The organism is Polynucleobacter sp. MWH-Loch1C5 (assembly GCF_018881775.1).
Classification (GTDB): domain Bacteria; phylum Pseudomonadota; class Gammaproteobacteria; order Burkholderiales; family Burkholderiaceae; genus Polynucleobacter.
Window position 1 is genome coordinate 465,795 of record NZ_JACVPR010000001.1, and the last position, 23,600, is coordinate 489,394.

The 23,600-nt window shown below is 46.3% G+C and carries 25 protein-coding genes, 1 tRNA gene and 1 riboswitch; of the genes, 15 read left to right on the forward strand and 11 right to left on the reverse strand.

From position 1 onward, the window contains the following. Nucleotides 1–204: riboswitch (cobalamin riboswitch) on the forward strand. Between the two features lie 115 nt (nt 205–319). From ICE94_RS02305 to ICE94_RS02325, 5 genes are all read left to right on the forward strand, one after another. Continuing rightward, the gene (locus tag ICE94_RS02305; protein ID WP_216148287.1) at nt 320–2,398 is read left to right on the forward strand and encodes a TonB-dependent receptor; all 2,079 of its coding nucleotides are present in this window, start codon (nt 320–322) and stop codon (nt 2,396–2,398) included. A 57-nt stretch (nt 2,399–2,455) separates the two neighbouring features. Continuing rightward, a complete protein-coding gene (locus ICE94_RS02310; protein WP_216148290.1) occupies nt 2,456–2,710 on the forward strand; it encodes a hypothetical protein in 255 nt (84 codons plus the stop codon). Next, nucleotides 2,691–3,041, forward strand: coding sequence for a cell division protein ZapA (locus ICE94_RS02315; protein WP_255539063.1), 351 nt, complete (start codon nt 2,691–2,693; stop codon nt 3,039–3,041). Before ICE94_RS02310 ends, ICE94_RS02315 begins: the two co-directional genes overlap by 20 nt. Nucleotides 3,042–3,275: 234 nt before the next feature. Next, complete coding sequence (locus tag ICE94_RS02320; protein ID WP_255539064.1) at nt 3,276–3,584, forward strand: hypothetical protein; 309 nt, start codon at nt 3,276–3,278, stop codon at nt 3,582–3,584. Between the two features lie 12 nt (nt 3,585–3,596). Continuing rightward, nucleotides 3,597–4,418 carry a sulfite exporter TauE/SafE family protein gene (locus tag ICE94_RS02325; RefSeq protein WP_216148296.1) on the forward strand — a complete coding sequence of 274 codons (822 nt, stop codon included), beginning with the start codon at nt 3,597–3,599 and terminating at the stop codon, nt 4,416–4,418. Between the two features lie 69 nt (nt 4,419–4,487). On the opposite strand, the gene ICE94_RS02330 is transcribed toward ICE94_RS02325, so the two are convergent. The 7 genes from ICE94_RS02330 to ICE94_RS02360 form a co-directional block, all read right to left on the reverse strand. Continuing rightward, nucleotides 4,488–6,008 carry a malonyl-CoA synthase gene (locus tag ICE94_RS02330; protein WP_216148299.1) on the reverse strand — a complete coding sequence of 507 codons (1,521 nt, stop codon included), beginning with the start codon at nt 6,006–6,008 and terminating at the stop codon, nt 4,488–4,490. Nucleotides 6,009–6,031: 23 nt separating this feature from the next. Further along, nucleotides 6,032–7,033, reverse strand: coding sequence for a tripartite tricarboxylate transporter substrate binding protein (locus ICE94_RS02335; protein WP_216148302.1), 1,002 nt, complete (start codon nt 7,031–7,033; stop codon nt 6,032–6,034). Between the two features lie 41 nt (nt 7,034–7,074). Further along, complete coding sequence (locus ICE94_RS02340) at nt 7,075–8,361, reverse strand: malonyl-CoA decarboxylase (protein WP_216859816.1); 1,287 nt, start codon at nt 8,359–8,361, stop codon at nt 7,075–7,077. Beyond that, nucleotides 8,358–9,026, reverse strand: a complete 669-nt coding sequence (locus ICE94_RS02345) for a GntR family transcriptional regulator (RefSeq protein ID WP_216148305.1) — start codon at nt 9,024–9,026, stop codon at nt 8,358–8,360. Before ICE94_RS02345 ends, ICE94_RS02340 begins: the two co-directional genes overlap by 4 nt. Nucleotides 9,027–9,090: 64 nt before the next feature. Beyond that, nucleotides 9,091–9,891 (reverse strand): prolipoprotein diacylglyceryl transferase, encoded by an 801-nt coding sequence (gene lgt, locus ICE94_RS02350; RefSeq protein ID WP_216148308.1) that lies wholly within the window; start codon nt 9,889–9,891, stop codon nt 9,091–9,093. Between the two features lie 2 nt (nt 9,892–9,893). Beyond that, the gene (locus ICE94_RS02355; RefSeq protein ID WP_216148311.1) at nt 9,894–10,361 is read right to left on the reverse strand and encodes a DNA polymerase III subunit chi; all 468 of its coding nucleotides are present in this window, start codon (nt 10,359–10,361) and stop codon (nt 9,894–9,896) included. A 2-nt stretch (nt 10,362–10,363) separates the two neighbouring features. Next, entirely contained in the window at nt 10,364–11,902 is a 1,539-nt protein-coding gene (locus ICE94_RS02360; protein ID WP_216148314.1) for a leucyl aminopeptidase, read from the reverse strand. A gap of 89 nt (nt 11,903–11,991) precedes the next feature. Between ICE94_RS02360 and lptF the strand changes: the two genes are divergently transcribed. The 3 genes from lptF to ICE94_RS02375 all read left to right on the forward strand — a co-directional run bounded on the left by lptF (nt 11,992) and on the right by ICE94_RS02375 (nt 15,278). Next, nucleotides 11,992–13,107: an LPS export ABC transporter permease LptF gene (gene lptF / locus ICE94_RS02365; RefSeq protein ID WP_216148317.1), complete on the forward strand. Its 1,116-nt coding sequence runs from the start codon at nt 11,992–11,994 to the stop codon at nt 13,105–13,107. Beyond that, a complete protein-coding gene (gene lptG, locus ICE94_RS02370; RefSeq protein WP_216148320.1) occupies nt 13,097–14,251 on the forward strand; it encodes an LPS export ABC transporter permease LptG in 1,155 nt (384 codons plus the stop codon). The genes lptF and lptG overlap by 11 nt, the downstream gene beginning before the upstream one ends. Nucleotides 14,252–14,336: 85 nt before the next feature. Then, nucleotides 14,337–15,278 carry a CysB family HTH-type transcriptional regulator gene (locus tag ICE94_RS02375; protein WP_216148323.1) on the forward strand — a complete coding sequence of 314 codons (942 nt, stop codon included), beginning with the start codon at nt 14,337–14,339 and terminating at the stop codon, nt 15,276–15,278. 26 nt (nt 15,279–15,304) lie between these two features. Here the strand turns inward: ICE94_RS02375 and ICE94_RS02380 are convergent, their stop codons facing one another. The 4 genes from ICE94_RS02380 to ICE94_RS02395 all read right to left on the reverse strand — a co-directional run bounded on the left by ICE94_RS02380 (nt 15,305) and on the right by ICE94_RS02395 (nt 18,260). After that, complete coding sequence (locus tag ICE94_RS02380; RefSeq protein ID WP_216148325.1) at nt 15,305–16,171, reverse strand: 23S rRNA (adenine(2030)-N(6))-methyltransferase RlmJ; 867 nt, start codon at nt 16,169–16,171, stop codon at nt 15,305–15,307. A gap of 52 nt (nt 16,172–16,223) precedes the next feature. Next, nucleotides 16,224–16,308: transfer RNA gene (locus ICE94_RS02385), tRNA-Leu, on the reverse strand. 69 nt (nt 16,309–16,377) lie between these two features. Further along, nucleotides 16,378–17,256: an NAD(P)-dependent oxidoreductase gene (locus tag ICE94_RS02390; RefSeq protein WP_216148328.1), complete on the reverse strand. Its 879-nt coding sequence runs from the start codon at nt 17,254–17,256 to the stop codon at nt 16,378–16,380. Nucleotides 17,257–17,273: 17 nt separating this feature from the next. Beyond that, nucleotides 17,274–18,260, reverse strand: a complete 987-nt coding sequence (locus ICE94_RS02395; RefSeq protein WP_216148331.1) for a quinone oxidoreductase — start codon at nt 18,258–18,260, stop codon at nt 17,274–17,276. Between the two features lie 144 nt (nt 18,261–18,404). Between ICE94_RS02395 and ICE94_RS02400 the strand changes: the two genes are divergently transcribed. The 7 genes from ICE94_RS02400 to ICE94_RS02430 are packed head-to-tail and all read left to right on the forward strand — an operon-like array spanning nt 18,405 to nt 23,591. After that, nucleotides 18,405–19,130 carry a YebC/PmpR family DNA-binding transcriptional regulator gene (locus ICE94_RS02400; protein WP_216148334.1) on the forward strand — a complete coding sequence of 242 codons (726 nt, stop codon included), beginning with the start codon at nt 18,405–18,407 and terminating at the stop codon, nt 19,128–19,130. A gap of 33 nt (nt 19,131–19,163) precedes the next feature. Then, nucleotides 19,164–20,438, forward strand: a complete 1,275-nt coding sequence (gene purD / locus ICE94_RS02405) for a phosphoribosylamine--glycine ligase (protein ID WP_216148337.1) — start codon at nt 19,164–19,166, stop codon at nt 20,436–20,438. Nucleotides 20,439–20,458: 20 nt separating this feature from the next. Next, nucleotides 20,459–21,385, forward strand: a complete 927-nt coding sequence (gene hemF, locus ICE94_RS02410; RefSeq protein WP_216148340.1) for an oxygen-dependent coproporphyrinogen oxidase — start codon at nt 20,459–20,461, stop codon at nt 21,383–21,385. Continuing rightward, complete coding sequence (locus tag ICE94_RS02415; RefSeq protein ID WP_216148343.1) at nt 21,382–22,062, forward strand: nicotinate-nucleotide adenylyltransferase; 681 nt, start codon at nt 21,382–21,384, stop codon at nt 22,060–22,062. The genes hemF and ICE94_RS02415 overlap by 4 nt, the downstream gene beginning before the upstream one ends. A gap of 2 nt (nt 22,063–22,064) precedes the next feature. Then, nucleotides 22,065–22,460 (forward strand): ribosome silencing factor, encoded by a 396-nt coding sequence (rsfS, locus tag ICE94_RS02420; RefSeq protein ID WP_216148346.1) that lies wholly within the window; start codon nt 22,065–22,067, stop codon nt 22,458–22,460. 50 nt (nt 22,461–22,510) lie between these two features. Then, nucleotides 22,511–22,954 (forward strand): 23S rRNA (pseudouridine(1915)-N(3))-methyltransferase RlmH, encoded by a 444-nt coding sequence (gene rlmH, locus ICE94_RS02425; protein ID WP_216148349.1) that lies wholly within the window; start codon nt 22,511–22,513, stop codon nt 22,952–22,954. Further along, nucleotides 22,947–23,591: a Maf family nucleotide pyrophosphatase gene (locus ICE94_RS02430; RefSeq protein WP_216148352.1), complete on the forward strand. Its 645-nt coding sequence runs from the start codon at nt 22,947–22,949 to the stop codon at nt 23,589–23,591. Before rlmH ends, ICE94_RS02430 begins: the two co-directional genes overlap by 8 nt. Nucleotides 23,592–23,600: the final 9 nt, after the last annotated feature.

Consider the following 23,600-nt stretch of genomic DNA (forward strand, 5'->3'; position numbering starts at 1 on the left):
ATAGATAGCCTTTTGTGTGGTGCTCTTTTTACTAAAAAGAGTTAAATGGGAAATCAGTCAATAAATAAGCTGATGCTGCCCCCGCAACGGTAAGTAAATTATTAGAGCCATATAACCACTGGACTTTAGTCTGGGAAGGCGGTTCTAAATTCGCTAAAGCGTGATTTACAAGCCCGGAAACCAGCCCACAATCGAGGTCGCACTGCTACGGGGATGTGGCTGAGCATATTTCTGCTTATTTCCTCCTTTTGCATTGCATTTGATTACTCTAGTTCGGGGTGTGACTAGACAAATACCAGCATTGCTGGCGGAGTAAATAATGTCTCATAAAAAGTACTTTTTTATTGCCATCCCACTGGCATTTTCTTCAATTGCATCTTCACAAATCACATCGGAGCTAGAACCAGTAACGATTTATGGATCAAGATTTAAAGAAGAAATAAACAAAGCTTTACCTCAAACCACAATTATCACGGACCGTGAGATTCAGAAGAGTGGTCTTAGTAATGTATCAGAAGTACTTCAAAAAATCGGTGGATTAACCGTTAAACAAAATCTTGATGGCAGTAGTAACGGGGCTATTGATATGCGAGGCTTTGGCGATGCAGCCTCGAACAATGTTGTAGTTCTTTTGGATGGAGTTCGGTTATCTGAAAATGAACAAACTGCAGCAAGAACGTCTTTTATCCCTTTAGAGGCAATTAGTCACATAGAAATCACTAGAGGTGGAAACAGCGTTCTATATGGTGATGGCGCAACTGGCGGAACAATTAACATCGTCACAAAAAAAGATTTAGATAAGCTCACCGTCGTGTCAGCTGGCATTGGAAGTTACCCATCATATCAATCAAGCCTATTTCATTCTCGTAAAATTGGGGATACCAACCTAACTCTTTTTGGCAGACAATTAGATTCAAAGGGGTACAGAACCAACTCAGACAATAGCGAACAATCTGGTGGTTTTTCTGCCACAAAACATCTCTCAGGATCTGACTCCATAGGAATTAGGATTATTGGCACCCAAGAAAGAAACAAGTTACCTGGTGCATTACCCATTGGTTGGCTCAACTCAAACCCAAAAAATAGTCAGGTGGCTGGCTATCAATCTGACTCCAATATAAAAACGAGTCATATTAATTTAAATGGCGTCAAAAAGATCAATGAAGATGCTGAATTTAGAGTCGATTTAAATCAATTTACAAAATCTAATTTTTGGGGATATAGCTATGATGGATCCAGTGTATTTAGCGGTTATAACCCAAATCATGCCAACAATAATCCAAATAAAAATCCAATTGCATCAGGCATCACAAACTCACTCGCACGTACTCAAACATTTTCCCCACGATTTAAAATCAACAATCTTGGCGTCAGGAATAATACAACTGTACTAGGTTATGACTGGTTACAATACAAACAAACCCTTGATGGCATAGTAAGTAATAGTTCGGGCACATACATTAGCCCACTCTTTTATGGCAACTCAGGAAGCAAGTCATACCAATCAGATGCTTGGTACACAAGAAGTGACTGGATTGCAAACCAATATCACCGTCTAATCTTCGGCTATCGAGAGCAAGCATATCGCCAACAATCTGATATTAACTACATCAGCATTTCACCTAACAGCAATGATGGCTCAGGCAGCTTTTCGAATAGGGGCCGTGTAAAGGCGACTGAATTACAGTACATTTTTAGCCCGTCAGACCAATTAAAATATCATTTAAGAGTGAGTCAAAATTTTCGTATAGCAAACCTAGATGACAATAGTCAGGCCTATGTTGTATTGCCTTATAACAATCTAAATCCTCAAACATCTCATGATTATGAGTTTGGTGTTAACTATAGGACTGGTATTTTCCGATCACAGTCAAGAGTCTATGTTAGCGAGCTTAAGAATGAAATTGGATTTAATGGATCCAGTAATCTCAATTACCCTTCCAGCAGCAGAAGAGGTTTTGAATCGAACAATCAAGTAATACTTAACCCCAAATGGACATTGATTGCTAACATCAATTTCATTGATGCCGAGTTCGATGCTGGAACCTATTCTGGGAAAAAAGTACCAGGTGTATCGGAGTATTCCGGATCTCTTGGAGTCACACATCAAATTAACACTAAAGAAAGGGTTTCTTTTTTCTCACGATTTAGTTCTGAGGCATTTGCTTCAAACGATCTAGCTAATAGTCAAACAAAAAAGCCCGGATATGGTGTTACTGATCTTCGCTATTCATATAGCGAAAAATCATGGGAAATAATTTCCTCGATCAACAACATATTTGACAAAAAATATACTGATACAGCGGTATACAAGAACTCTTATTACTCCTTCTATCAAACTACGGTATATCCCAATCCCGGACGTAACTTTAGTATTTTGGGGCGCTATATCTTCTAAATTAGCAATATTTAACTGTTAACTTGATAGTTTTTCGGACATAGATACAATGTATCTATGTCCGAACTTACAAATCAGTCTCTAAATCGCCTCCAAGAGAGTTTGGCTCGTTTGGAGAGCAAAACCCGGTCCTTACAGGACGCCGTCTCGGCTGCGCACCAGCAACGTTTGGCTCTAGAGGCCAAAATTGAAGATGCCCAGACGCGCATTCAGAATATATTGAGTAAATTACCACCTCAGGACGACGGCAGACAGATGGATCTACTGTCTAATGGTGGCGCAAAGGATGATCATGAGCCAACATCGCATTGAACTGACATTGGCTGGGCAAAAGTTTGCTTTTGCCACCTCCCCCGAACATGAAACAAGTTTACGTGCAGCTGCAGCCTTAGTAGATGAACAATTAGAGTCTTTGCTCACCGGTGGCAATCGCAGTATTGAGCGTGCCGCCATCATGACTGCCATCAAACTAGCGGGCGATCTACAAGCTGCCAAAATGAATCTCAGCGTGACTGAAAACCCTGGGGCTAGCTTAGATCAAGTATCAGCTCTTCAGGCGCAAGTAGATGCTATTGAAGCATCCGTTGATGCCGCGCTGAAAACCCTATCCCTGCCTGGCGCGCCAAGGCCAATAGTTCCTTGAACCGATGCGCAAGCATCTGGCGTGATCCATACAGTGTGGGCGTTGAGCGTCTCGAATGTGATAGAGCTTAACTTCGGGTTAAGTTCTCCCTCGCAAACTTGATGCACCCGAAACACTGTTGCCATGCCCCCTTGAACCTTTGGGTTCAGGATGACGGCCTAACGGTCAAGGCGGGGACCTTATTTGAGCTTTCGCTCATCATGCATTAGTGTCATCACGAAGGGAGGACCAATAATGAAAAAAATATTGCACACATTCCTTATCAGCTCCACACTGGGTCTATCTAGCCTGCCCGTATTGGCTGCCGATATCAATAATGGTAAAAAAATTGATATGCAAAAGTGTTACCAGTGTCATGCTCAAAAGTCTGGCTTGGGCAATGGCGATATGATTTATCTACGAAGCGACCGCAAAGTAAAAAATCTCGAACGACTCAAAGTGATGGTGAGTATGTGTAATACGACTCTGAGCCTAGACATGTTCCCCGAAGAAGAAGCCGACGTAGTCGCCTATCTGAATCAACAATTTTATAAATTCAAATAATTCATCTCTTTCATGACTCTTGTTCAAATTGGCGCATTGGCGCTCTTGGGTAGCTTTACAGGTTTTGCAGCCGGCCTACTCGGTATTGGTGGTGGCATGATTCTGGTGCCTTTTTTAACCTTTTTATTCAGTATTTACGGCTTCCCAACAGAGGTGATTGTGCATGTCGCGATTGCTACTTCTATGGCAACGATTCTATTTACCTCTCTCTCTTCCGTGCGTGCGCACCACAAGCGTGGCGCCGTTCGCTGGGATATTGTCCTAGCCTTTGCCCCAGGCATTGTTCTTGGCGGCCTCTTGGGTGGCGGTAAGTTGTTTGCGATTTTGAAAACCTCATGGCTGTCATTTATCTTTGCTGGCTTTGTTGGTTTTTCTGCGTATCAAATGCTCATGAACAAAAAACCAAAACCGAGTCGTACGCTACCAGGCAAATGGGGTATGTTGGGTGCTGGTGGTTTCATTGGGTTTTTATCAAGCTTGGTCGGAGCGGGTGGTGGCTTTGTCTCTGTACCCTTTATGACTTGGTGTAATGTGGCCATGCATAACGCTGTGGCTACTTCAGCAGCCTTGGGCTTTCCTATCGCGCTAGCGAGTGCCATTGGTTATGTGATTGCCGGTTATGGCAACCCCAATCTTCCCGCTGGTTCAGTAGGCTATGTTTATCTGCCTGCCCTGGTCTGCGTGGCAGCTGCCAGTGTTTTAACTGCTCCCTTAGGGGCCAAGGTGGCACACCAACTGAATGTGGCTCAACTCAAAAAAGTCTTTGCTTTAGTGCTTTTCTGCCTAGCGGCCTACATGCTCAATAAAGGCTTGAGCACTCTCGGCGTCTATTGATCAGTCACCGATTGGGGAGGATTTAAAAAGGCCGCGCTTGCGGCCTTTTTATTTGAGTGGCACGAATCATTATGCATAGGTCTGGCGCAAGATATTCTTTTGCACCTTACCCATGGCATTACGTGGCAGTTCATTAACGACAACCAAACGTTTAGGCACCTTGAAGTTAGCAATCTTGCCCTTTAACTCAGCAATCATGCTCTCAGCATTAAGCTTGACGCCTGGTTTTGCAACCACGACAGCGACCACAGCCTCACCAAAGTCAGGATGTGGAACACCGATGACAGCACTCTCATCGACACCCGGCATATCATCAATAAAGCTCTCAATTTCTTTCGGGTAAACGTTGTACCCCCCAGAAATAATCAGATCCTTACTGCGCCCAACAATACAGAGATAGTGATTGGGCACCTTACCCGCACTGGTCTCACCACCCCAACGACCCACATCACCAGTCTTGAACCAACCATCGGTAGTGAATTCTTCTTTAGTTTTTTCTGGCATACGCCAGTAACCTTTAAAGACGTTGGGACCCTTGACCTCGACATTGCCAATCTCACCGACCTTACAAACTTGACCGTCATCTTTGATAACGCGTACCTGAGTTTGTGGCAAAGGTACACCGACAGAACCACCGATACGCTCACCTTGGTATGGATTGGAAACCAACATCACAGTCTCACTCATACCGTAACGTTCTAAGATCGTATGCCCTGTGCGCTCACGGAAACTATTAAAAGTTTCCGTCAGAAGTGGCGCTGACCCTGAAACAAAGAGCCTCATATTGCGGGTCACGGCTTTATTGAAATTAGGATCTAACAATAAACGTACGTAGAAGGTAGGCACCCCCATCATGACCGTTGAGCGCGGCATGTGCTTAATCAATTCTTTGGTATCTAATCTAGGTAACCAAATCATTTTGCTGCCATTGATGAGCGCCCCATGAGAAGCCACAAACAAGCCATGCACATGGAAAATAGGTAAGGCATGTAAAAGCACATCGCCTTTTTTCCAACCCCAAAACTTTTGTAACACTTGAGCATTACTCGCTAAGTTTTTATGAGTCAACATGGCGCCTTTACTGCGGCCTGTGGTACCTGAGGTATACAGAATAGCAGCTAGATCATCATCAGCACGAGCAACCGTCTTGCCCTGATCTTTTTGACCTGCAGCGCGGTCAAGCAACGTACCCGTGCGATCTTCAGCTAATGTAAAGACATGCTGAGTTCCCGCTTTAAAGGCAATTTTTGACACCCAAGAAAAATTCTTGGGTGAACAAACAACTACGGCTGGTTCTGCGTTACCAATAAAGTATTCGATTTCTGATTCTTGGTAGGCAGTGTTCAAAGGTAGATACACTAAACCTGCTTTTAGGGTAGCCAAGTATAAAAAGAGCGCCTCAGGAGATTTCTCTACCTGAACAGCCACCCGAGATCCCTCGGGTAGCTTCAAGCTCGTTAGTAAATTAGCGATCTTTGCTGTCGCTTTTTCGAGATCAGACCAGCTGTAGTACAAACCATCATGCGTCTCTAATGCGCATGATGATTTGTCTTTAGCAAAGCCTTTCTCGAGGACACTATATAAATTCATGCAATCCTCAATACGATTTCAAATTAGTCGAGTTTTGCGCCCGATGATTTTGCAACTTCAGCCCAACGCTTAATCTCGGCACTCACAAATCGGCCAAAAGCTTCACCCGTTAAATTAGGAACTTCTGAACCATTGTTCTGCCAGATAGTCTTCAGCTCAGGTGTAGCCATGGCACGAGTCACCTCTGCGGTCATCTTGTCGATAATGGGTTGAGGTGTGCCACGTGGCGCCCACAAGGCATACCAGGTACTGACTTCATAGCCTGGCAAACCTGCTTCTGCAGCCGTTGGCACATTAGGGAATGCAGCAGCACGCTTAGGAGCGGCGACTGCAATCGGCTTAATGCTACCGGCTTTGATATGCTGTGATGATGAACCTAAGCCATCAAACATGAGATCAACTTGACCCGCCATCAAATCTGTCAAAGCAGGACCTGCACCACGATAAGGGATATGGGTAATAAAGGTTTTGGTCATCATCTTGAACTGCTCACCTGCTAAGTGGTGAGATGTACCATTGCCCGCACTACTGAAATTCAATTTACCGGGGTTCTTCTTGGCAAACTCAATCAAGCCCTTCAAATCATTCACAGGCAACTTAGGGCTTGCCACAATGATTTGTGGTGGCTGCGCTACCAAAGCCACTGGGACAAAGTTCTTTTGTAGATCGTAATCTAACTTAGGATACATGGATGGCGCAATGGCATGATGCACGGCGCCCATCAAGAAGGTATAGCCATCTGGGGCTGCTTTAGCTGCAGCAGATGCGCCAACGGTACCACCAGCACCGCCTCTGTAGTCCAAAATAAACTGCTTACCCGTGAGCTTATTCATAGTTGTAGTTAATGGTCTAGCAAATGCATCAGTACCACCACCCGCTGGGAATGGCACGATGATGACCACTGGTTTATTAGGCCAATTTGGATCAGCCATCGCTGTGCCAGCTGTCGCTGTCACACCCAAGGCCGTCACTAGGCCAATTACTAAAGAGGTCAAACGACCTTTCTTACTCACTGGTTGTTTCATTTTAGTCTCCTCATACTCCAGTTAATTAGTTCACAACGCTCTCAAATTAATTGAGAGACTGCTCTTGCATAAATCACTTCACCGCCAACAAACTTTTCGTGATTCTCCTCAACGGCATCCAAATCGTATAAATAGTTGACCATTAATCCAGCCGACTGACGAATGCCTTTTTTGGATAAATCTCCAGCCCAGTTGATACGGTATAACTTGGCACCATTGCCCAAGTGGAACTTAGCCACAGGATTTCCGCCTCGTCTAGTAGTGCAATACATGAGATACATGGCACATAAGGCTAATAAAGCATCTTTTTCCTTGAGCGGACAACGATCTGGGTGCCAACCCCCGGCAATTTTTTCAGGCCAAGATTTCTTATCCAACCCTAAAACTTGTAGGGACTCTTCGCGTTTTTCTGTGACGGCTGTTTTGACATCCTGCTGAGGCAATTGCGCACCTGCAATGACCCAATCCATAAAACCCGGGATGGGCGATAAGGTGCAGAAAGTTTTTAATGAGGGGAATTCTTTTTTTAGACTCTCAGAAACGCGCTTAATTAAGAAGTTGCCCATAGAAACGCCACGTAAGCCTGGCTGGCAGTTACTAATGGAGTAAAAGATCGCGCATTTGAATTGATTCTCAGGCACAGGCTCCGATTTTTTATCAACCAATGGGGCAATCGTTTCAGGAATCTCAGGCAAGAGCGCCACTTCCACAAAGATCAATGGCTCATCAGGCAATTGCGGATGAAAGAAGGCAAAACAACGTCGATCAGGCTGCAAGCGACGTCTTAAATCATCCCAACCATCAATTTCATGGACTGCCTCGTGCTGAATGATCTTCTCTAGAATGTGCGCTGGCGAGCGCCAATCAACCTGATGCATCTTTAAAAAACCTGGATTAAACCAAGAGTTCAAGAGATGCTGCATATCTGCATCCACAGCACGCAAATTGGCTTTCTTATCCAAAGACTTAATCAATTGCTTACGCATATCGATAATCATCTTGGTACCACCTGAGGCACGATTGAGGCGTCTAAATAATTCTTGGCGAGGCGCTTCAGTGACTTTCATCAACCAAATTAAATTGTCAGCACTCGCTTCATTTGCGTAACTTTGGGCAGCACTCAAAACATCTGCTGGACTGGGATTCATTTTCTCAGCGAGATACTGAAAGTACTGATCCCTTTGCTCATCATCCAATTCGTTATAGAGCTCTACCAACTCATTAGCCATACTGGCGGCGTTAGATTCGCCCCGCTCAGACAATAAGCGGCGCGTGGCATTGATGGTCTTCACCATATGTCTAGATTTAAGCAACTTATCAAGAATCATGCTGATTTCCTCGATTGCACGATCAACTCTTTAAGCGCTTCGCGTTGTCGCAAGATATGTGTTTTCATGGCTGATTCAGCACTGACCGGATCTCGAGATTTCAGCGCTGAAAAGATAGCCAAGTGTTCATTACAAGACTCTGTAATTCTGCCAGGCAAGTGCAAACTACGATGGCGCGATAGATTCAAGATTTTGCGTAAATCCTTCACCATATTACTAAGCCACTGATTAGCAGCCATATTCTGTATCGCTACATGAATCTCGCGATTGGTGGTGTAGTACTCATCAATCTTTTTAGCTTTGGCATAGGCGACTAACTTGACGTGCAGGTCATCGAGATTTTTAATCTGCTTTTCTGTTACTCGTTGTGCGGCCTCATAGGCGCAACGACCCTCGAGCATAGCCATCAAAGGAAAAATATCGTCTAGATCTTTTTCAGTGAGCTCATTGACGTAACAGCCGCGGCGCGGCTCTATCCGTAAAAGACCTTCTGAGGCCAAAATCCTAATGGCTTCACGAAATGGAGTTCGCGAAACACCGAGTTGCTCGGCCAGCTTTTGCTCATCAATCCAAGCACCCGGTTTTAAATGACCGCTAGCAATCATCGAACGTAGACGTTCGGTGACCTCGACATACAAAGCGGTTTTAACGATTTTGGGCGGCATATACAAAAATGTATTTTGTATACATTTTTTAGCCTATTGGGTTAAACCCTGTACCTCAGGTTATTCAGGCTTTATCCAGTGTTTTATGTCTTGATAAGTAGAGTATCAGTCCCAACACAATCATCGGCAAAGAGAGCCATTGCCCCATGGACAATCCCAGACTGAGAAGCCCCAAGAAATCATCGGGTTCACGCGCAAACTCGGATATAAACCGGAAGAAACCATAACCCATGAGAAAGACGGCTGAAACTGCACCGGTTGCTCTCGGTTTAGCAGCGTACCACCAGAGAAATAATCCCAGGCAGATGCCCTCACCTGCCATTTGATAGAGCTGAGAGGGGTGTCGGATTAAAAGATCGCCCGCTTGCGGGAAAATCATGCCCCAAGATAAATCCGTGGGTCGTCCCCATAATTCCCCGTTTATGAAATTACCTAAACGTCCTAAAGCCAAACCAAAAGGTACTAGAGGAGCAATTAAATCGGTCATTTTGAAAAAACCTTGACCATTTTTCTTACCCACCCACCACAAAGCAACTAAGACCCCTAAAAAACCACCATGAAAAGACATACCGCCTTCCCATACTTTGAGAATATCCAGCGGGTGACTGAGATAGTGCCCTGGCATGTAAAAAAGGACATAACCCAGACGTCCACCGACAATTACGCCGAGCACCCCCTTAAAGAGTAGATCTTCAAGCGCTTGGTAATTCATGCCTAAACTTTGCCAGTGCGCTTGCTTAACTCGTAGGCGTCCTAGCAAAAGAAACTGTGCAAACGCCGCCAAGTACATCAAGCCATACCAATGGATGGCCACAGGCCCAAGGCTGAGTGCCACAGGATCAAATTGAGGATGCATCAACGCCATCTTTAGGCCTGTTTAGATTGATCAAAATTATGCAACTCATGACCTAGGCCGCGATAGACTTTGTAGCGTTCACGGCCAGCTTCCAGCTCTTTTGTTTGTGTTGAAACAATATCAATGATGCGTGGGAAACGTTCTGCTAAGGCTTGCATATCTTCAGCCAACTCCGGGCCGGCATTGAGAATCACATCGGCATGAGGTAATTCCTGCAAGGCGGGATCTTTAAAACTGGGGCTGAGAATAATCGGTGTTTCAGCTGCGAAGTCATCATGACTCCAAGCGTGAGGTACGAAATCAGTAGCAGAGAAAGACCACAACTCTTTGTCTAATTGCTTTAAGAAATCCACCTCACCAATCACAATCACATTGCGCGCCGGGATCTCAGCCGTCGGGCTTTGCAAAATTTTGCGTAAGAGTCGACAGCAATAGGACAGCTTGTTGGCTACCCCACTATGAAAATCAATTCTGGCCATACTTAATGTGCCAAGAGATAGTTCACCAATAAGGGCACTGGTCGACCCGTAGCCCCTTTAGCCGCCCCACTCTTCCAAGCGGTGCCGGCAATATCTAAATGAGCCCATGGATAAGCTTCCGTGTAGCGGGCCAAAAAGCAGGCTGCTGTCACGCTACCCGCAGGTCGACCACCAATATTAGCCATATCGGCAAAATTAGATTTGAGCTGCTCTTGATACGCGGCATCTAAAGGCATACGCCAGGCCGTATCTTGTGCTTGACGACCTGCTGACAATAAATTTTCTGCTAGATCATCATCGCGACTAAACAGTCCCGAGTGTACAGCACCCAGGGCAATCACACAGGCTCCCGTTAAAGTAGCAATATCAATGACAGCCGCGGGCTTAAAACGCTCCACATAAGTTAAGGCATCACATAAGATCAAACGACCTTCTGCGTCTGTGTTCAGAATCTCAATCGTTTGACCTGACATGCTAGTCACGATATCGCCTGGACGAGTCGCATGACCTGAAGGCATGTTCTCGCAAGTCGGTATAACGCCAATCACATTTCGCTTCAACTTAAGTTCTGCAATCGCTCGCATGGTGCCCAGTACTGACGCAGCGCCACACATATCGTATTTCATCTCATCCATACCTTCACCCGGTTTGAGAGAAATACCTCCAGTATCAAATGTAATTCCTTTACCCACTAAGACCACTGGCGCTTCTTTGCTACTAGCCCCCTGATGACGAATCACAATAAATTGCGGTGGCGTAACCGAGCCTTGAGTGACCGCCAAAAATGCCCCCATCTTGAGAGCTTCAATTTCTTTACGACCCAAGACCTCTACTTTTAGAGCAAAGTCTTTGGCTAATTGTTTAGCCGTTTGCGCTAGATAGGTGGGTGTACAAATATTCGGTGGCAAATTGCCTAGATCTTTAGTGAGATCCATACCATTAGCAATCGCTAGACCTTCCTTCATGGCCTGCGCGTATGCTTTTTGAGTTTTGCTCGAACTAGCTAATACTAGATGTGTCATGCCAAGCTGTGCATCTTGCGCTTTAGTCTTCAATTTTGGATAACGCGCTCCAAAGCGGTAGGTATGCTCGCGAGACAACTGCACCAACTGACGAATCTTAAAGAGCGCATCTTTGGCTGGTAACTGATCAAAATGCCAAGTGATCTGCTTGGCTGAAGTTTGTGCCAGAGTTTTGATGGCTGCACTTAAGGTCTTTACATGACCTTCATTCTTGACCTCTTTAGCTAAGCCCATAGAAAGAAGTAAGAGACGCTGCGCTTTAAGACCTTGAGCTAACCAAGAATCATTGCCCAAAATCAAAGCATGACTGCCCGCTTTAGCTTCCAAGTCTTTCGCTTGCAAGGCACGCACTACTGAACCCTGAGTAATACGATCAATCTCAGCAAGAATTCCGGCAGGTTTCTTACTATTTTTGATTAATTGGGCATCAAAAGCGATCACCAAACAATCACTCACATGAGCGAATAAGGCTTGCTGCCCTTTTTGACCCTCAGGAAATACTTTGCTCACAAACTCCATAACTCAACCTTCTTTGCTGAAAACTTTAAAAATGTCGCACTTTTAAGAAAATCTTCGATAATCCCTATTATCGCCTAGCTTCTATATTTATGATTTTCAAAAAAGCCCTTCGCCAAGAACTGACCATCACGACCAGCGTGGTCTTTATGGTCTTAGTCACTTTGATTGTGACGAATCTGGTGATTCGCTTATTAGGTAGCGCTGCGAATGGCAATATCAATCCCAAAGACGTCTTGGTTCTGATTGGTCTTGGCATGATTGGCTACCTTGCCATTCTCTTAACCGCCTCACTATTTATTGCCATTTTGATTGTATTAACTCGCTGGTACAAAGACTCAGAGATGGTTATTTGGCAAAGTGCCGGCGTGAGCTTGTTTCAGATCCTAAGACCCGTGATTAGTTTTGCCATCCCCATCATGGTCATTGTGGCTGGTCTAGCCGTCTTCGTCTCACCTTGGGCTAGCGACCAATCTAGCATCATCAAGCAACGCTTTTCTCAACGCGATGATATTTCAATGCTAGCTCCGGGACAGTTCAAAGAGTCCTCTAGCAATAATCGAGTGCTCTTTACGGAATCCATCGATCCAAAAACCAATGTGATTAAAAATGTCTTTGTGACTGATTTTGGTAAAGACCGTCAGTTGATTGTGGTGGCCAACACAGGCTATGTAGAGAACACCGCGGAACAAAAACAACTTGTCTTAGAAGCAGGTCGTCGCTACGAAGGCACCCCAGGCACGAGTGATTTTCGTATTACTGAATTTGATAAATACACAGTCGTACTCAGCAGCAAAACGATTGAGGAAGGTGTCAAAACAAGTAGCATGCTGCCGATCTGGGCTCTTGTACAAACCTGGGAACAAAAGGCATCACAAGGAGAAATCCTCTGGCGCTTGGGATTACCTTTGATGGCGCTCAGTTTTGCAGTGATTGCCATCCCCTTGTCTTATATGGATCCTCGTCGGGGACGTTATACCGCGCTGATCATGGCAGTATTGATCTACTTTACCTACTCCAATCTATTGAAGTTAATGCAAGCTTGGGTAGCCAATGGCAAGCTCAGTTTTGCGATTGGTGTATGGTTAATTCATGCCATCGTTGCAGGCTTAGGCATTGCGTTTTTGATTTATCGCCAAAATCGCTCAATCACTTTATGGGGTCGCATCAAGAGAGTGTTCGCTAGGGAGACTCGCGATGTGGCATAAATTATTCCCCTATGTCTATGAGCGCTACCTAGCGCGACAAATCTATTGGTCATTCTTATTTATTCTGTTTGCTCTGATCGCTCTGTTTGTCTTTTTTGACTTCATTGGCGAGATGGGCGATACCAATGAGTCCTACTCGAGTCTAGTCGCCTTTATTACCGTCTTGCTCCGAGTACCGAGTCGTATGGTGGAAATCATGCCAATTGCAGTTTTGATTGCCGGCATTTATACCTTTGCCAGCATGGCCTCGCAATCAGAGTTCACTGTCTTGCGCGTGGGTGGTTTACATACAGAAAAAGCAGCATGGTCTTTATTAAAGATGGCATTGCCCCTCGCGGTATTGATTTTGGTGATGAGCGAACTGGTCGGCCCATTCACAGAAAATTTATCTAAAAATGTACGCCTCAGTGCGCTCAATAGCGGTCGCGAAGCATTACAACTGAAGTCGGGTGCTTGGATCAAAGATAAATTACGCAACTCACAAGGAGAAGTGATCGATGGCTCACGTTATATCAATGTGGGCGCTATTGAAACCAATGGTTCAATCAGAGGCTTGCGTATGTATGAGTTCGATAAAAATCACCGCTTACTCTCTAGCCGAACTGCCGAACTCGTGGAGTTCAAAGGCGAAGGTGTTTGGGATTTACGTAAAGTCACTGAAACTCAATTTAAAGAGTTACCTGCATCACATCCACTCGACCCAAGCTTTAGCACTCGCATTACCAAAGTAGACCAGCTAACCATACGTACAGAAGTCAACCCACAACTTCTCGGTGCACTACTGATTAAACCAGACCGTCTTTCGATTCTGGATTTGTTTTCTTATATCAACCATCTCCAAGAAAACAAACAAGACTATCAACGTTATGCGATTTCCTTTTGGAAAAAGATTATTTACCCCTTCACAGTGATTGTGATGTTGATGCTCGCTTTGCCCTTTGCTTATCTGCAAACTCGCTCAGGAGGCATCGGCTATCGCGTCTTTGGCGGCATCATGCTGGGTATTAGTTTCCAGCTCTTTAATAGCCTCTTCTCGCACTTAGGTCTCTTGGGCGAATGGCCCGCATGGTTGAGTTCGATCATCCCTGCGAGCATCTATCTCATACTGGCCTTGATTGGCATTCGTTGGGTATCCAAAGTTTAAACAGGCTCTGCATCATTCTATATAGCTAAAAATAGTACTTCATGTTATTTTTATAACCTGATTACATATAGCTTTTGGGATCCCCATGAATTTGCACCAGTTTCGATTTGTCCGCGAGGCCGTTCGCCAAAACTTTAACCTGACCGAAGCGGCGAAGACCCTATTTACATCCCAACCGGGAGTATCCAAGGCCATCTTGGAATTAGAAGATGAATTAGGGGTCGATATTTTTCGCCGTCACGGCAAACGCATTCGTAGCCTGACCGAGCCGGGTAAGCGTATCCTTGCCTCGATTGAAAAAATTTTGATTGAAGTTGAAACCCTCAAACGAGTGGGTAAAGACTTTAGTGCTCAAGACCAAGGTAATTTGGTGATTGCTACCACGCATACGCAAGCGCGCTACGCCCTACCGAAAGTACTCAGCGAATTCACGAAACGCTTCCCCAAAGTACGTGTGAGTATTCAGCAGGGTAATCCGCAACAAATTGTGGATCTACTCATCCATGATCGTGCTGATCTTGCGATTGCCACTGAAGGTATCGCCGGAGCAGAAGGTGTGCTTTCACTTCCTGGCTATCAATGGCAGCACGTCATCGCCGTGCCTAATGATCACCCACTGCTGCAAAAGAAAAATATTGCCCTAGAAGACTTGGTGGAATATCCCATCATTACTTATGACCCTGCATTTGCAGGGCGCGCCAAAATCGATCGCGCCTTTAGTAGTAAGCAGCTCAACCCAGACGTGGTACTTGAAGCCATCGATGCAGATGTCATCAAAACTTATGTTGAAGCGGGCATGGGTATCGGCATTGTGGCCGGTGTAGCATTTGATCCTGAGCGTGATCGCAACCTCAAGGTCATTCCAGCCGGGCATTTATTTGGTAACAACATCACCAAAATTGCTATCAAACAAAATGCTTATTTGCGCTCGTATGTGTATACCTTTATTGAATTATTCTCACCCACACTTACCCGTAAACTGGTAGATCAAGCCATGAGTGGTGAAACAGTGGATTATCAGATTTAGTTTTACAAAATTAAATTGCTCAGGCATTACGCTAGAGCGGCGCCCTGCTCTAGCGAATAACTCGCATCGGGCGTTTGCGCTAATTTTTCTAATAGACGCGGCAAAGTATGTGTCATGGTGGCTGTCATGGTCCAAGGTGGATTGATCATGAATACACCTGAACCCAAAAGACCAAAACCATCTGCATTCGGTGCTTGCACTTGCATGCTGACATTCAATGTTTTATCGCTTAATTTTTTTAAGCCATCCAGCATTCTGCGATAGTCAGCACGAGGCAAGATGGGATACCAAATTAAATAAACCCCTTCAGCAAAACGCTGCATGCCCTCGCGAACCGCTTGCACGACTTTGTCGTAGTCGGTTTTGATTTCATAAGGGGGGTCCATCAAGATGACTGCGCGTTTGGTCGGGGGAGGCAATAAGGCTTTGAGAGCGTGAAAACCATCTTCAGCAAAGACTTTGACTTGTTTGTGTTTGTGAAATAAATCTTCTAATAGAGGGGCATCACTCGGATGCAATTCAAAAGCCCTCAAACGATCATCTGCGCGCAGTAAATACTCAGCAATCAAAGGTGAACCAGGATACATCGGGTATTGGCCATCAAGACAGGCATAGCCATGATCTTTATTGATTCTGGTGAGTAGCTCTAAATAGGCCACAATCGCAGGATCCGTTTCGTCTTGAAGAGATAAACGGGCAATCCCTTGCAGATATTCCCCTTTGGTTTGCGCTTCTTTGGAGGCCAAAGAATAAATCCCGGCACCAGCATGCGTATCAATCACCCAATAAGGCTTATCTTTTTGCATCATGTATTGCATGACCTGTTGCAAAACAATATGTTTTAGAACGTCAGCATGGTTGCCTGCATGAAAAGCGTGTCGATAAGCGAACATGATCGGAGTCTACTCAACTCTTAGGGATTGGGAAAGTGATTGATGAGAAGTGTGGTGCCGCGGGTCAGACTCGAACTGACACACCTTGCGGCGGGAGATTTTGAGTCTCCTGTGTCTACCAATTTCACCACCGCGGCATTTTTATCAAGTGCGGCCTCAATCTATTGAGGCCCACTCTAGACCTGTAAATTCAGGCAAGACCGCTATTATGCCTCAAGTACCTTTAAAAGGGAAGAAGTGTCATCGTAGCCCCACCCAGCATCCAAGAGGGCTTGAAGCTGCTCTGCCACGGTTTGCAAGGCTGGCAGATCGATCCCCTGCTTTTCTGCGACTGCCTTCACGAGGAAAAAATCCTTGGCATGTAAGCGCGCCTCAATCCCTGCTTTAAAGTCTCGTTGAACCATTTTGGGGCCCATCAAATCCATCATTTTGCTGCCAGCCATACCGCCTGAAATCGCCTCTAGTACTTTTTGAGTGTTCGCACCATTGGCCGCTGCAAAACGTAAAGACTCAGCAATCCCTTGAATATTGATGACTTGCGCAATCTGATTACACAGTTTAGCCACCTGACCATCCCCCACACCACCGATATGAGTCACTGTTTTTGTGTAATGCTTGACGAGCTGCTGCGCTTCTTGGACGTCAGCATCAGCACCCCCCATCATCATCACCAAGCTACCCGCTTGGGCAGCCCAAACTCCACCACTAACGGGTGCGTCTACATAACGAATTTTCTTTTGCGCAAGGGTGTTGGCAATCTCTCGGGTAGTTTGCGGATCAATGGTGCTGTGATCCATACATAGTGCGCCAGGCTTGGCTGTATGAATAACGGCTTGTGCATGATTTAATAAAACCTCACGTACATCTGCCGGACCCATCACATTGGTAATGATGACATCAGCACCCTCTGCCGCATGCGCTGGTGAATGGCAAGCCACTGCACCTTGCGCAATTAGATCAGCTGCTTCACTCTGATACACCTCAGGGCGGCGAGCATACAGTCTTAAAACATGACCCGCCTTGATGAGATGGCCAACCATCGGTCGACCCATATTCCCTAAACCAATAAACGCAATCGTACTCATATAAGTATTCCTGCGGCTTAAGGTAACAAAATCGTTGAACCTGTGGTGCGACGCGCCTCTAAATCTTGATGGGCTTGCACAACATTGGCCAAGTCATAACGCTGATTAATTTCTACTTTGATTTTGCCATCAATCACTTGTTTGAATAAATCAGCAGCCATCGGCTCTAAGAGGCTGCGATCATGCACATAGGTCATCAATGTGGGGCGTGTCAGGCGTAATGAACCCTTACCGGCTAATAGGCCGACATCAACAGGATCCACAGGGCCTGAGGAATTACCGTAAACCACCATCGTGCCGCGTGGACGCAAACAATCTAACGACTTCAAGAAGGTATCCTTACCTACTGAGTCATAAACCACCGCGCAACCCTTACCATCAGTGATCTCTTGTACGCGTTTTACGAAGTCTTCTTGGCGATACAAAATCGTGTGCTGGCAACCATAGGATTTGGCTAATTCAGCTTTTTCTGGGGAACCGACCGTGCCAATGATATTGGCGCCCATAGCCTTGAGCCATTGACAGGCAAAAGTGCCCACCCCACCGGCGGCGGCATGGAAAAGAACGTAATCACCGGGCTTTACAGCATAACTATCGTGTAATAGATATTGCACAGTGAGGCCCTGTAACATCATCGCCGCACCCTGCTCAAAACTAATCGCATCAGGCAACTTCACCAAAGTATCTTGAGGCATCACACGCACCTGTGCATAGGCACCAGGAGGCTTACCTGCATAAGCGACGCGATCCCCAGGTTTGACATAAGTCACCTGCTCGCCTACAGCTTCAACGACCCCAGCCCCTTCCATACCCAAAACACCAGGCATGGGTTGCTGATAAAGACCTGTTCTGAAGTACACATCAATATAGTTAAGACCCACCGCATGGTGCTTGACCCGAACATCTTTAGGGCCCAGCGCTGGTAAATCTACCTCGACCCACTCCATTACTTCTGGGCCCCCAGTACGGGCAATACGGATAGCCTTGGTTTTTTCTGCTGCCATGTCTGTCTCCTGTCGGAATAATTCTTTTTATGTTTTTCGAATTTAAGCGCTTATTTTGCCTAAAATTGAGGTTTTCGCTCAATGTACCGTAAAAATAGACGGTCAGCGAACTAGGACAATCACTCAGGGCTAGGAAAGGGTTTTATGGCGGGTCATTCCAAATGGGCCAATATTCAGCATCGCAAAGGTCGCCAAGATGAAAAACGCGGCAAGATTTGGACAAAGTTAATTCGCGAGATCACAGTCGCCGCCAAATTAGGGGGTGGTGATTTAGCGGCCAATCCACGTTTGCGTCTTGCCATTGATAAAGCCAAAGATGCCAATATGCCCAGTGATAACGTGCAACGTGCGATTGCACGTGGCACCGGCTCACTCGAAGGCGTGAACTATGAAGAGATTCGCTATGAAGGGTATGGCATTGGGGGTGCAGCAGTGATTGTGGATACGCTCACTGACAACCGTACCCGTACAGTTGCCGAAGTGCGTCATGCTTTTTCTAAGCATGGGGGTAATTTAGGCACGGATGGCTCAGTCGCCTTTATGTTCAAACATTGCGGTCGCATGTTTTTTGCACCGGGCACCGCCGAAGACGCCCTCATGGAAGCAGCCTTGGAAGCGGGCGCTGATGATGTAGTGACTCAAGACGATGGTTCTATTGAGGTCATCACACCCGCTTATGAGTTTGCCGGCATCCGTGAAACATTGATTGCGAAAGGTTTTGCTCCTGAGTTAGGTGAAGTCACCATGCGTCCTGACAATGAAACCGAACTAGCGGGTGAGGATGCCCAAAAGATGCAAAAACTACTCGATGCTCTAGAAGCCCTAGACGATGTGCAAGAAGTATTTACCAATGCCTCATTAGACGAGTAAGTCATAAAAATTATTATTGATATTGAGAATGTTATGAAGATTTTAGTTATTGGTTCTGGTGGTCGTGAGCATGCCCTCGCTTGGCGGATTGCCCAATCACCCAAAGTACAAAAAGTATTCGTTGCACCCGGTAATGGTGGTACTGCCAGTGCTGCGGCCGAGAAGATGGGTATTGAGAACTTAAATCTATCGGACCTGAATGCTTTAGCTGACTTTGCCCAGAATGAGAATATTCATTTAACGGTGGTAGGTCCTGAAGCGCCACTAGCTGCAGGTATTGTGGACGTGTTTCGCAGTCGTGGTTTACGTATTTTTGGCCCCACACAAAAAGCGGCTCAACTCGAATCTTCTAAAGATTTTGCTAAAGCGTTTATGCAACGCCATGGCATCCCAACCGCCCAATATCAGACCTTCTCAGATATCACGGCTGCTCATGCATATATTGATGCGCAGGGTGCGCCGATTGTGATCAAAGCCGATGGCTTAGCCGCAGGCAAAGGTGTAGTGGTGGCTATGACACTGGCAGAAGCTCACGCAGCGGTTGACATGATGCTCTCTGACAACAAATTAGGCGATGCCGGTGCACGCGTTGTCATTGAAGAATTTTTAGTGGGTGAAGAAGCAAGTTTCATTGTGATGGTCGACGGTAAGAATGTTCTTGCTCTCGCTACTAGCCAAGATCACAAACGTTTACTCGATGCGGATCAAGGACCCAATACCGGTGGCATGGGCGCCTACTCACCAGCTCCTGTGGTAACCCCAGAAATCCACGCACGGGCTTTACGAGAAATTATTCTGCCTACTGTAAAAGGAATGGCCGCCGATGGCATTCCTTATACCGGCTTCTTATACGCAGGTCTGATGATTGATAGCTCTGGCAAGGCCAAGACCCTGGAATTTAATTGCCGTATGGGTGACCCAGAGACACAACCGATCATGGCCCGCTTACGCAGCGACTTCGTGAGCGTCCTAGAGGCAGCGATTGATGGGCATCTTGATCAAGTTGAACTCGATTGGGATCCACGCACAGCCCTCGGAGTTGTTATGGCTGCTCACAACTATCCTGAGACACCCCGCAAAGGAGATGTCATAACAGGTATCCCAGCAGACGGTCCTGATCACGTGACCTTCCACGCAGGCACCCAATTAGATGGTGCTGTCTTGAAGACCTCAGGTGGACGTGTCTTGTGTGTAGTTGGTCTAGATCACACTGTCAAAGGTGCACAACAAAAAGCCTATGAGGCCGTTCGCCAAATTCGCTTTGATGGCGCACAATTCCGTAACGATATTGGCTATCGCGCACTCTAATTAAAGGCTCACGAAGACGCATGAGTACGACAATCAATACAGCGGCTATCCGAGACTATCTTCTTGGACTACAAGATCGCATTACGACTGCGATGGGTGAGCTCGATGGCAAAGCATTTATCGAAGATCAATGGACTAAGCCTGAAGATGCGCCACTCAAAGGCGATGGTCGCTCTCGCATCCTCGAAGAAGGCAACATTCTCGAGCGCGGTGGCGTAGGATTTTCTCATGTACGCGGCGCTGCCATGCCGCCATCAGCTACAGCACATCGTCCAGAACTAGCAGGTCGTAGCTTTGAAGCAATGGGTGTGTCATTGGTCTTTCATCCGCGCAATCCCTATATCCCGACCGTGCACCTCAATGTGCGCTGCTTTGTAGCCATCGCTGCCAATCAAGAGCCTGTTTGGTGGTTTGGTGGCGGCATGGATCTCACCCCCTACTACGGCGATGTCGCTGACTGTCGTCACTTTCATCAAACTTGTCAAAATGCACTTCAGCCCTATGGCTCTGATTTACACCCGCGTTTTAAAAAATGGTGTGACGAATACTTTTTCTTAAAGCATCGCGGTGAAGCTCGCGGTATTGGTGGCATCTTCTATGATGACTTCAGTGAATTAGGTTTTGAAAAGAGTTTTGCTATGACCCGCTCTGTGGGCGATGCCTTCATCGAAGCCTATTTACCGATTGTGAAAAAACATAAAGACGATCCCTATGGGGAACGTGAACGTGAATTTCAAGCTTTCCGTCGCGGTCGCTATGTCGAGTTCAATCTGGTTTTTGACCGTGGCACCCTCTTTGGTTTGCAATCGGGCGGCCGAACTGAATCTATTTTGATGTCCATGCCACCAATCGTACGCTGGGGCTATGACTGGAAACCTGAACCAGGCTCAAAAGAGGCGCAACTCTATACCGACTTCTTGCCAGTACGCGATTGGATTACGTCTTGAATAAGCGTCGCTGCGTCGGTATTTTAGGAGGCACCTTTGATCCTCCGCATTGGGGTCACCTGCGTTTGGCCGAGCATTTTTCGCGTTTATTGCAACTCGATCAAATCATCTGGTTACCCACCGGTCAATCATGGCAAAAAGAAGGGGTCACTTCAGCGCAAGCACGCCTAGCCATGAGTGAATACGCAGTCGAGACTTTGCATGATTTATTTTTAGATCATCACATCTATACCAAAATCGAAATTAGCACCCTTGAAATGGATCGCCAGGGTCCAAGCTACACCATTGATACAGTCAAAGAGTTAAGAGCACTCTATGGCCCTGAGACTTCACTCTCATTTTTAATGGGTGAAGACAGCTGGGCACATCTACATACTTGGAATGACTGGCACCAATTAACCGATTACGTCCATTTAGCAATTGCGAGCCGTCCAGGCAAACATCCCGAGGCACCAGCCACTGGACTACTGGCCAATAAGATGGCTAGCGACCCCACATTGTTACAATCTGCCCCATCAGGCTCAGTTTGGCTCGATCGTGAACTCCAAATTGATTTAGCCTCCAGTGATTTACGCCCCGCATTAGCAAAGACGACTTGGAATGATGCGGTCTATGACGGCATACCGCCACAAGTGCTCGAATATATCGAGCAACACGATTTATATAGAAATGGTTAAGCATGGACTTACGCAAACTACAACGTACGATTATTGATGCCTTAGAAGATGTAAAGGCAAAAGATATCCGTGTCTTTGATACCACTAAATTAAGTGATTTATTTGATCGTGTGATTATTGCCACAGGCAATAGCAATCGCCAGACCAAAGCCTTAGCGATGTCAGTCAAAGAGGCTGTCAAAGAAAAAGGTGGCGAGGTGATCTCTGTCGAAGGCATGGAAACCGGTGAATGGGTCCTGGTCGACTGTGGCGACATCATCGTGCATATCTTGCAACCCATGTTGCGTTCCTACTATCAACTCGAAGGTATGTGGGGTGATAAGCCTGTCCGCGTCAAACTTGGTGGCGGCAAACCATCGAAACGCTTTGCTAGCGATGATGCTGACGAAGACGAATAAGCACACACCTGCGTAGTGATGAACGCCCCTCTTTCATCTGCAATACGCTCATGAAACTTCATATCATTAGCGTTCATCACAAACTCCCCTCTTGGGCCAGCGATGCGATCGCAGACTATGTCAAACGCATGCCCGCTGATTGCGCCATGGTTCTTAAAGAACTCAAGCCAGAGATTAATCCAGCTAAAGAAGCGCAAAAGATCAGAGAAGCCATCCCTAAGAGTTCATACATCGTAGCGCTTGATGAGCGCGGCAAAGATGTATCGACTCAAGCACTTTCTGAGCAATTAGCCCACTGGCGAACCCTCGGCCAAGATGTCACGCTCTTAATTGGTGGCGCTGATGGTCTAGATCCTGAACTCAAGAAAGAAGCGCAACTGACCTTACGCTTATCGAGCCTGACGCTGCCACATGCCATGGCGAAGCTACTCCTTATCGAGCAACTGTATCGTGCTTGGACGATCTTACAAGGCCACCCCTACCACCGTGTATAAACAGATTTATCTCGCCTCGCAAAGTCCTCGCCGCCAAGAATTATTAAAGCAACTGGGGGTGAGTTATGAGTTATTACTGCCTGACCCTAGCGAGGATGCTGAAAGCTTAGAGAGCCTCATACCCGGTGAGCGTGCCCAAGACTATGTCATGAGGGTCACACAGCTCAAATTAGACGCGGCCATACAACGACAAGCCCAGCACAAGCTGCCAGATTTACCCATTTTGTGTGCAGATACAACCGTTGCCCTCTTGGCCGAGGATATGGCTGCACCCCATGATTTGATTCTCGGTAAGGCCGATGATGCAGCTCATGCTCAGCAGATACTCGGGCTGCTCTCAGGTCGAACACATTGGGTTTATACCGCTATGGCGCTTGGCACGTCTTCGCAAAGAGCTCTACAAGTATCTGCCTCACAAGTGGCCTTCATGGACTTGAGTCATGCACATATCAAGGCCTATTTGGCTAGTGGAGAATATGTGGGCAAAGCAGGTGCCTATGGCATCCAAGGGCTCGCCGGCTCGTTTGTCACTGAAATCAAGGGCAGCTACTCAGGCATCATGGGTTTATGCGTGCATCAATGTGCGCAACTACTCGATCACTTTAAAGTATCTTATGCACTACGACAGTACGGATAAGCATACGTA

Excerpts from the sequence above, each read along its gene's own strand:
- ICE94_RS02340 (WP_216859816.1), bottom strand. The coding sequence starts at position 8,361 with ATGATTCTTGATAAGTTGCTTAAATCTAGACATATGGTGAAGACCATC.
- ICE94_RS02310 (WP_216148290.1), top strand. The coding sequence starts at position 2,456 with ATGTCCGAACTTACAAATCAGTCTCTAAATCGCCTCCAAGAGAGTTTG.
- lptG (WP_216148320.1), top strand. The coding sequence starts at position 13,097 with ATGTGGCATAAATTATTCCCCTATGTCTATGAGCGCTACCTAGCGCGA.
- ICE94_RS02360 (WP_216148314.1), bottom strand. The coding sequence starts at position 11,902 with ATGGAGTTTGTGAGCAAAGTATTTCCTGAGGGTCAAAAAGGGCAGCAA.
- rlmH (WP_216148349.1), top strand. The coding sequence starts at position 22,511 with ATGAAACTTCATATCATTAGCGTTCATCACAAACTCCCCTCTTGGGCC.
- lgt (WP_216148308.1), bottom strand. The coding sequence starts at position 9,891 with ATGGCGTTGATGCATCCTCAATTTGATCCTGTGGCACTCAGCCTTGGG.
- lptF (WP_216148317.1), top strand. The coding sequence starts at position 11,992 with ATGATTTTCAAAAAAGCCCTTCGCCAAGAACTGACCATCACGACCAGC.
- hemF (WP_216148340.1), top strand. The coding sequence starts at position 20,459 with ATGAGTACGACAATCAATACAGCGGCTATCCGAGACTATCTTCTTGGA.
- ICE94_RS02400 (WP_216148334.1), top strand. The coding sequence starts at position 18,405 with ATGGCGGGTCATTCCAAATGGGCCAATATTCAGCATCGCAAAGGTCGC.
- purD (WP_216148337.1), top strand. The coding sequence starts at position 19,164 with ATGAAGATTTTAGTTATTGGTTCTGGTGGTCGTGAGCATGCCCTCGCT.
- ICE94_RS02380 (WP_216148325.1), bottom strand. The coding sequence starts at position 16,171 with ATGTTCGCTTATCGACACGCTTTTCATGCAGGCAACCATGCTGACGTT.
- ICE94_RS02320 (WP_255539064.1), top strand. The coding sequence starts at position 3,276 with ATGAAAAAAATATTGCACACATTCCTTATCAGCTCCACACTGGGTCTA.
- ICE94_RS02345 (WP_216148305.1), bottom strand. The coding sequence starts at position 9,026 with ATGCCGCCCAAAATCGTTAAAACCGCTTTGTATGTCGAGGTCACCGAA.
- ICE94_RS02330 (WP_216148299.1), bottom strand. The coding sequence starts at position 6,008 with ATGAATTTATATAGTGTCCTCGAGAAAGGCTTTGCTAAAGACAAATCA.
- ICE94_RS02390 (WP_216148328.1), bottom strand. The coding sequence starts at position 17,256 with ATGAGTACGATTGCGTTTATTGGTTTAGGGAATATGGGTCGACCGATG.
- rsfS (WP_216148346.1), top strand. The coding sequence starts at position 22,065 with ATGGACTTACGCAAACTACAACGTACGATTATTGATGCCTTAGAAGAT.
- ICE94_RS02305 (WP_216148287.1), top strand. The coding sequence starts at position 320 with ATGTCTCATAAAAAGTACTTTTTTATTGCCATCCCACTGGCATTTTCT.
- ICE94_RS02315 (WP_255539063.1), top strand. The coding sequence starts at position 2,691 with ATGAGCCAACATCGCATTGAACTGACATTGGCTGGGCAAAAGTTTGCT.
- ICE94_RS02375 (WP_216148323.1), top strand. The coding sequence starts at position 14,337 with ATGAATTTGCACCAGTTTCGATTTGTCCGCGAGGCCGTTCGCCAAAAC.
- ICE94_RS02325 (WP_216148296.1), top strand. The coding sequence starts at position 3,597 with ATGACTCTTGTTCAAATTGGCGCATTGGCGCTCTTGGGTAGCTTTACA.
- ICE94_RS02395 (WP_216148331.1), bottom strand. The coding sequence starts at position 18,260 with ATGGCAGCAGAAAAAACCAAGGCTATCCGTATTGCCCGTACTGGGGGC.
- ICE94_RS02335 (WP_216148302.1), bottom strand. The coding sequence starts at position 7,033 with ATGAAACAACCAGTGAGTAAGAAAGGTCGTTTGACCTCTTTAGTAATT.
- ICE94_RS02355 (WP_216148311.1), bottom strand. The coding sequence starts at position 10,361 with ATGGCCAGAATTGATTTTCATAGTGGGGTAGCCAACAAGCTGTCCTAT.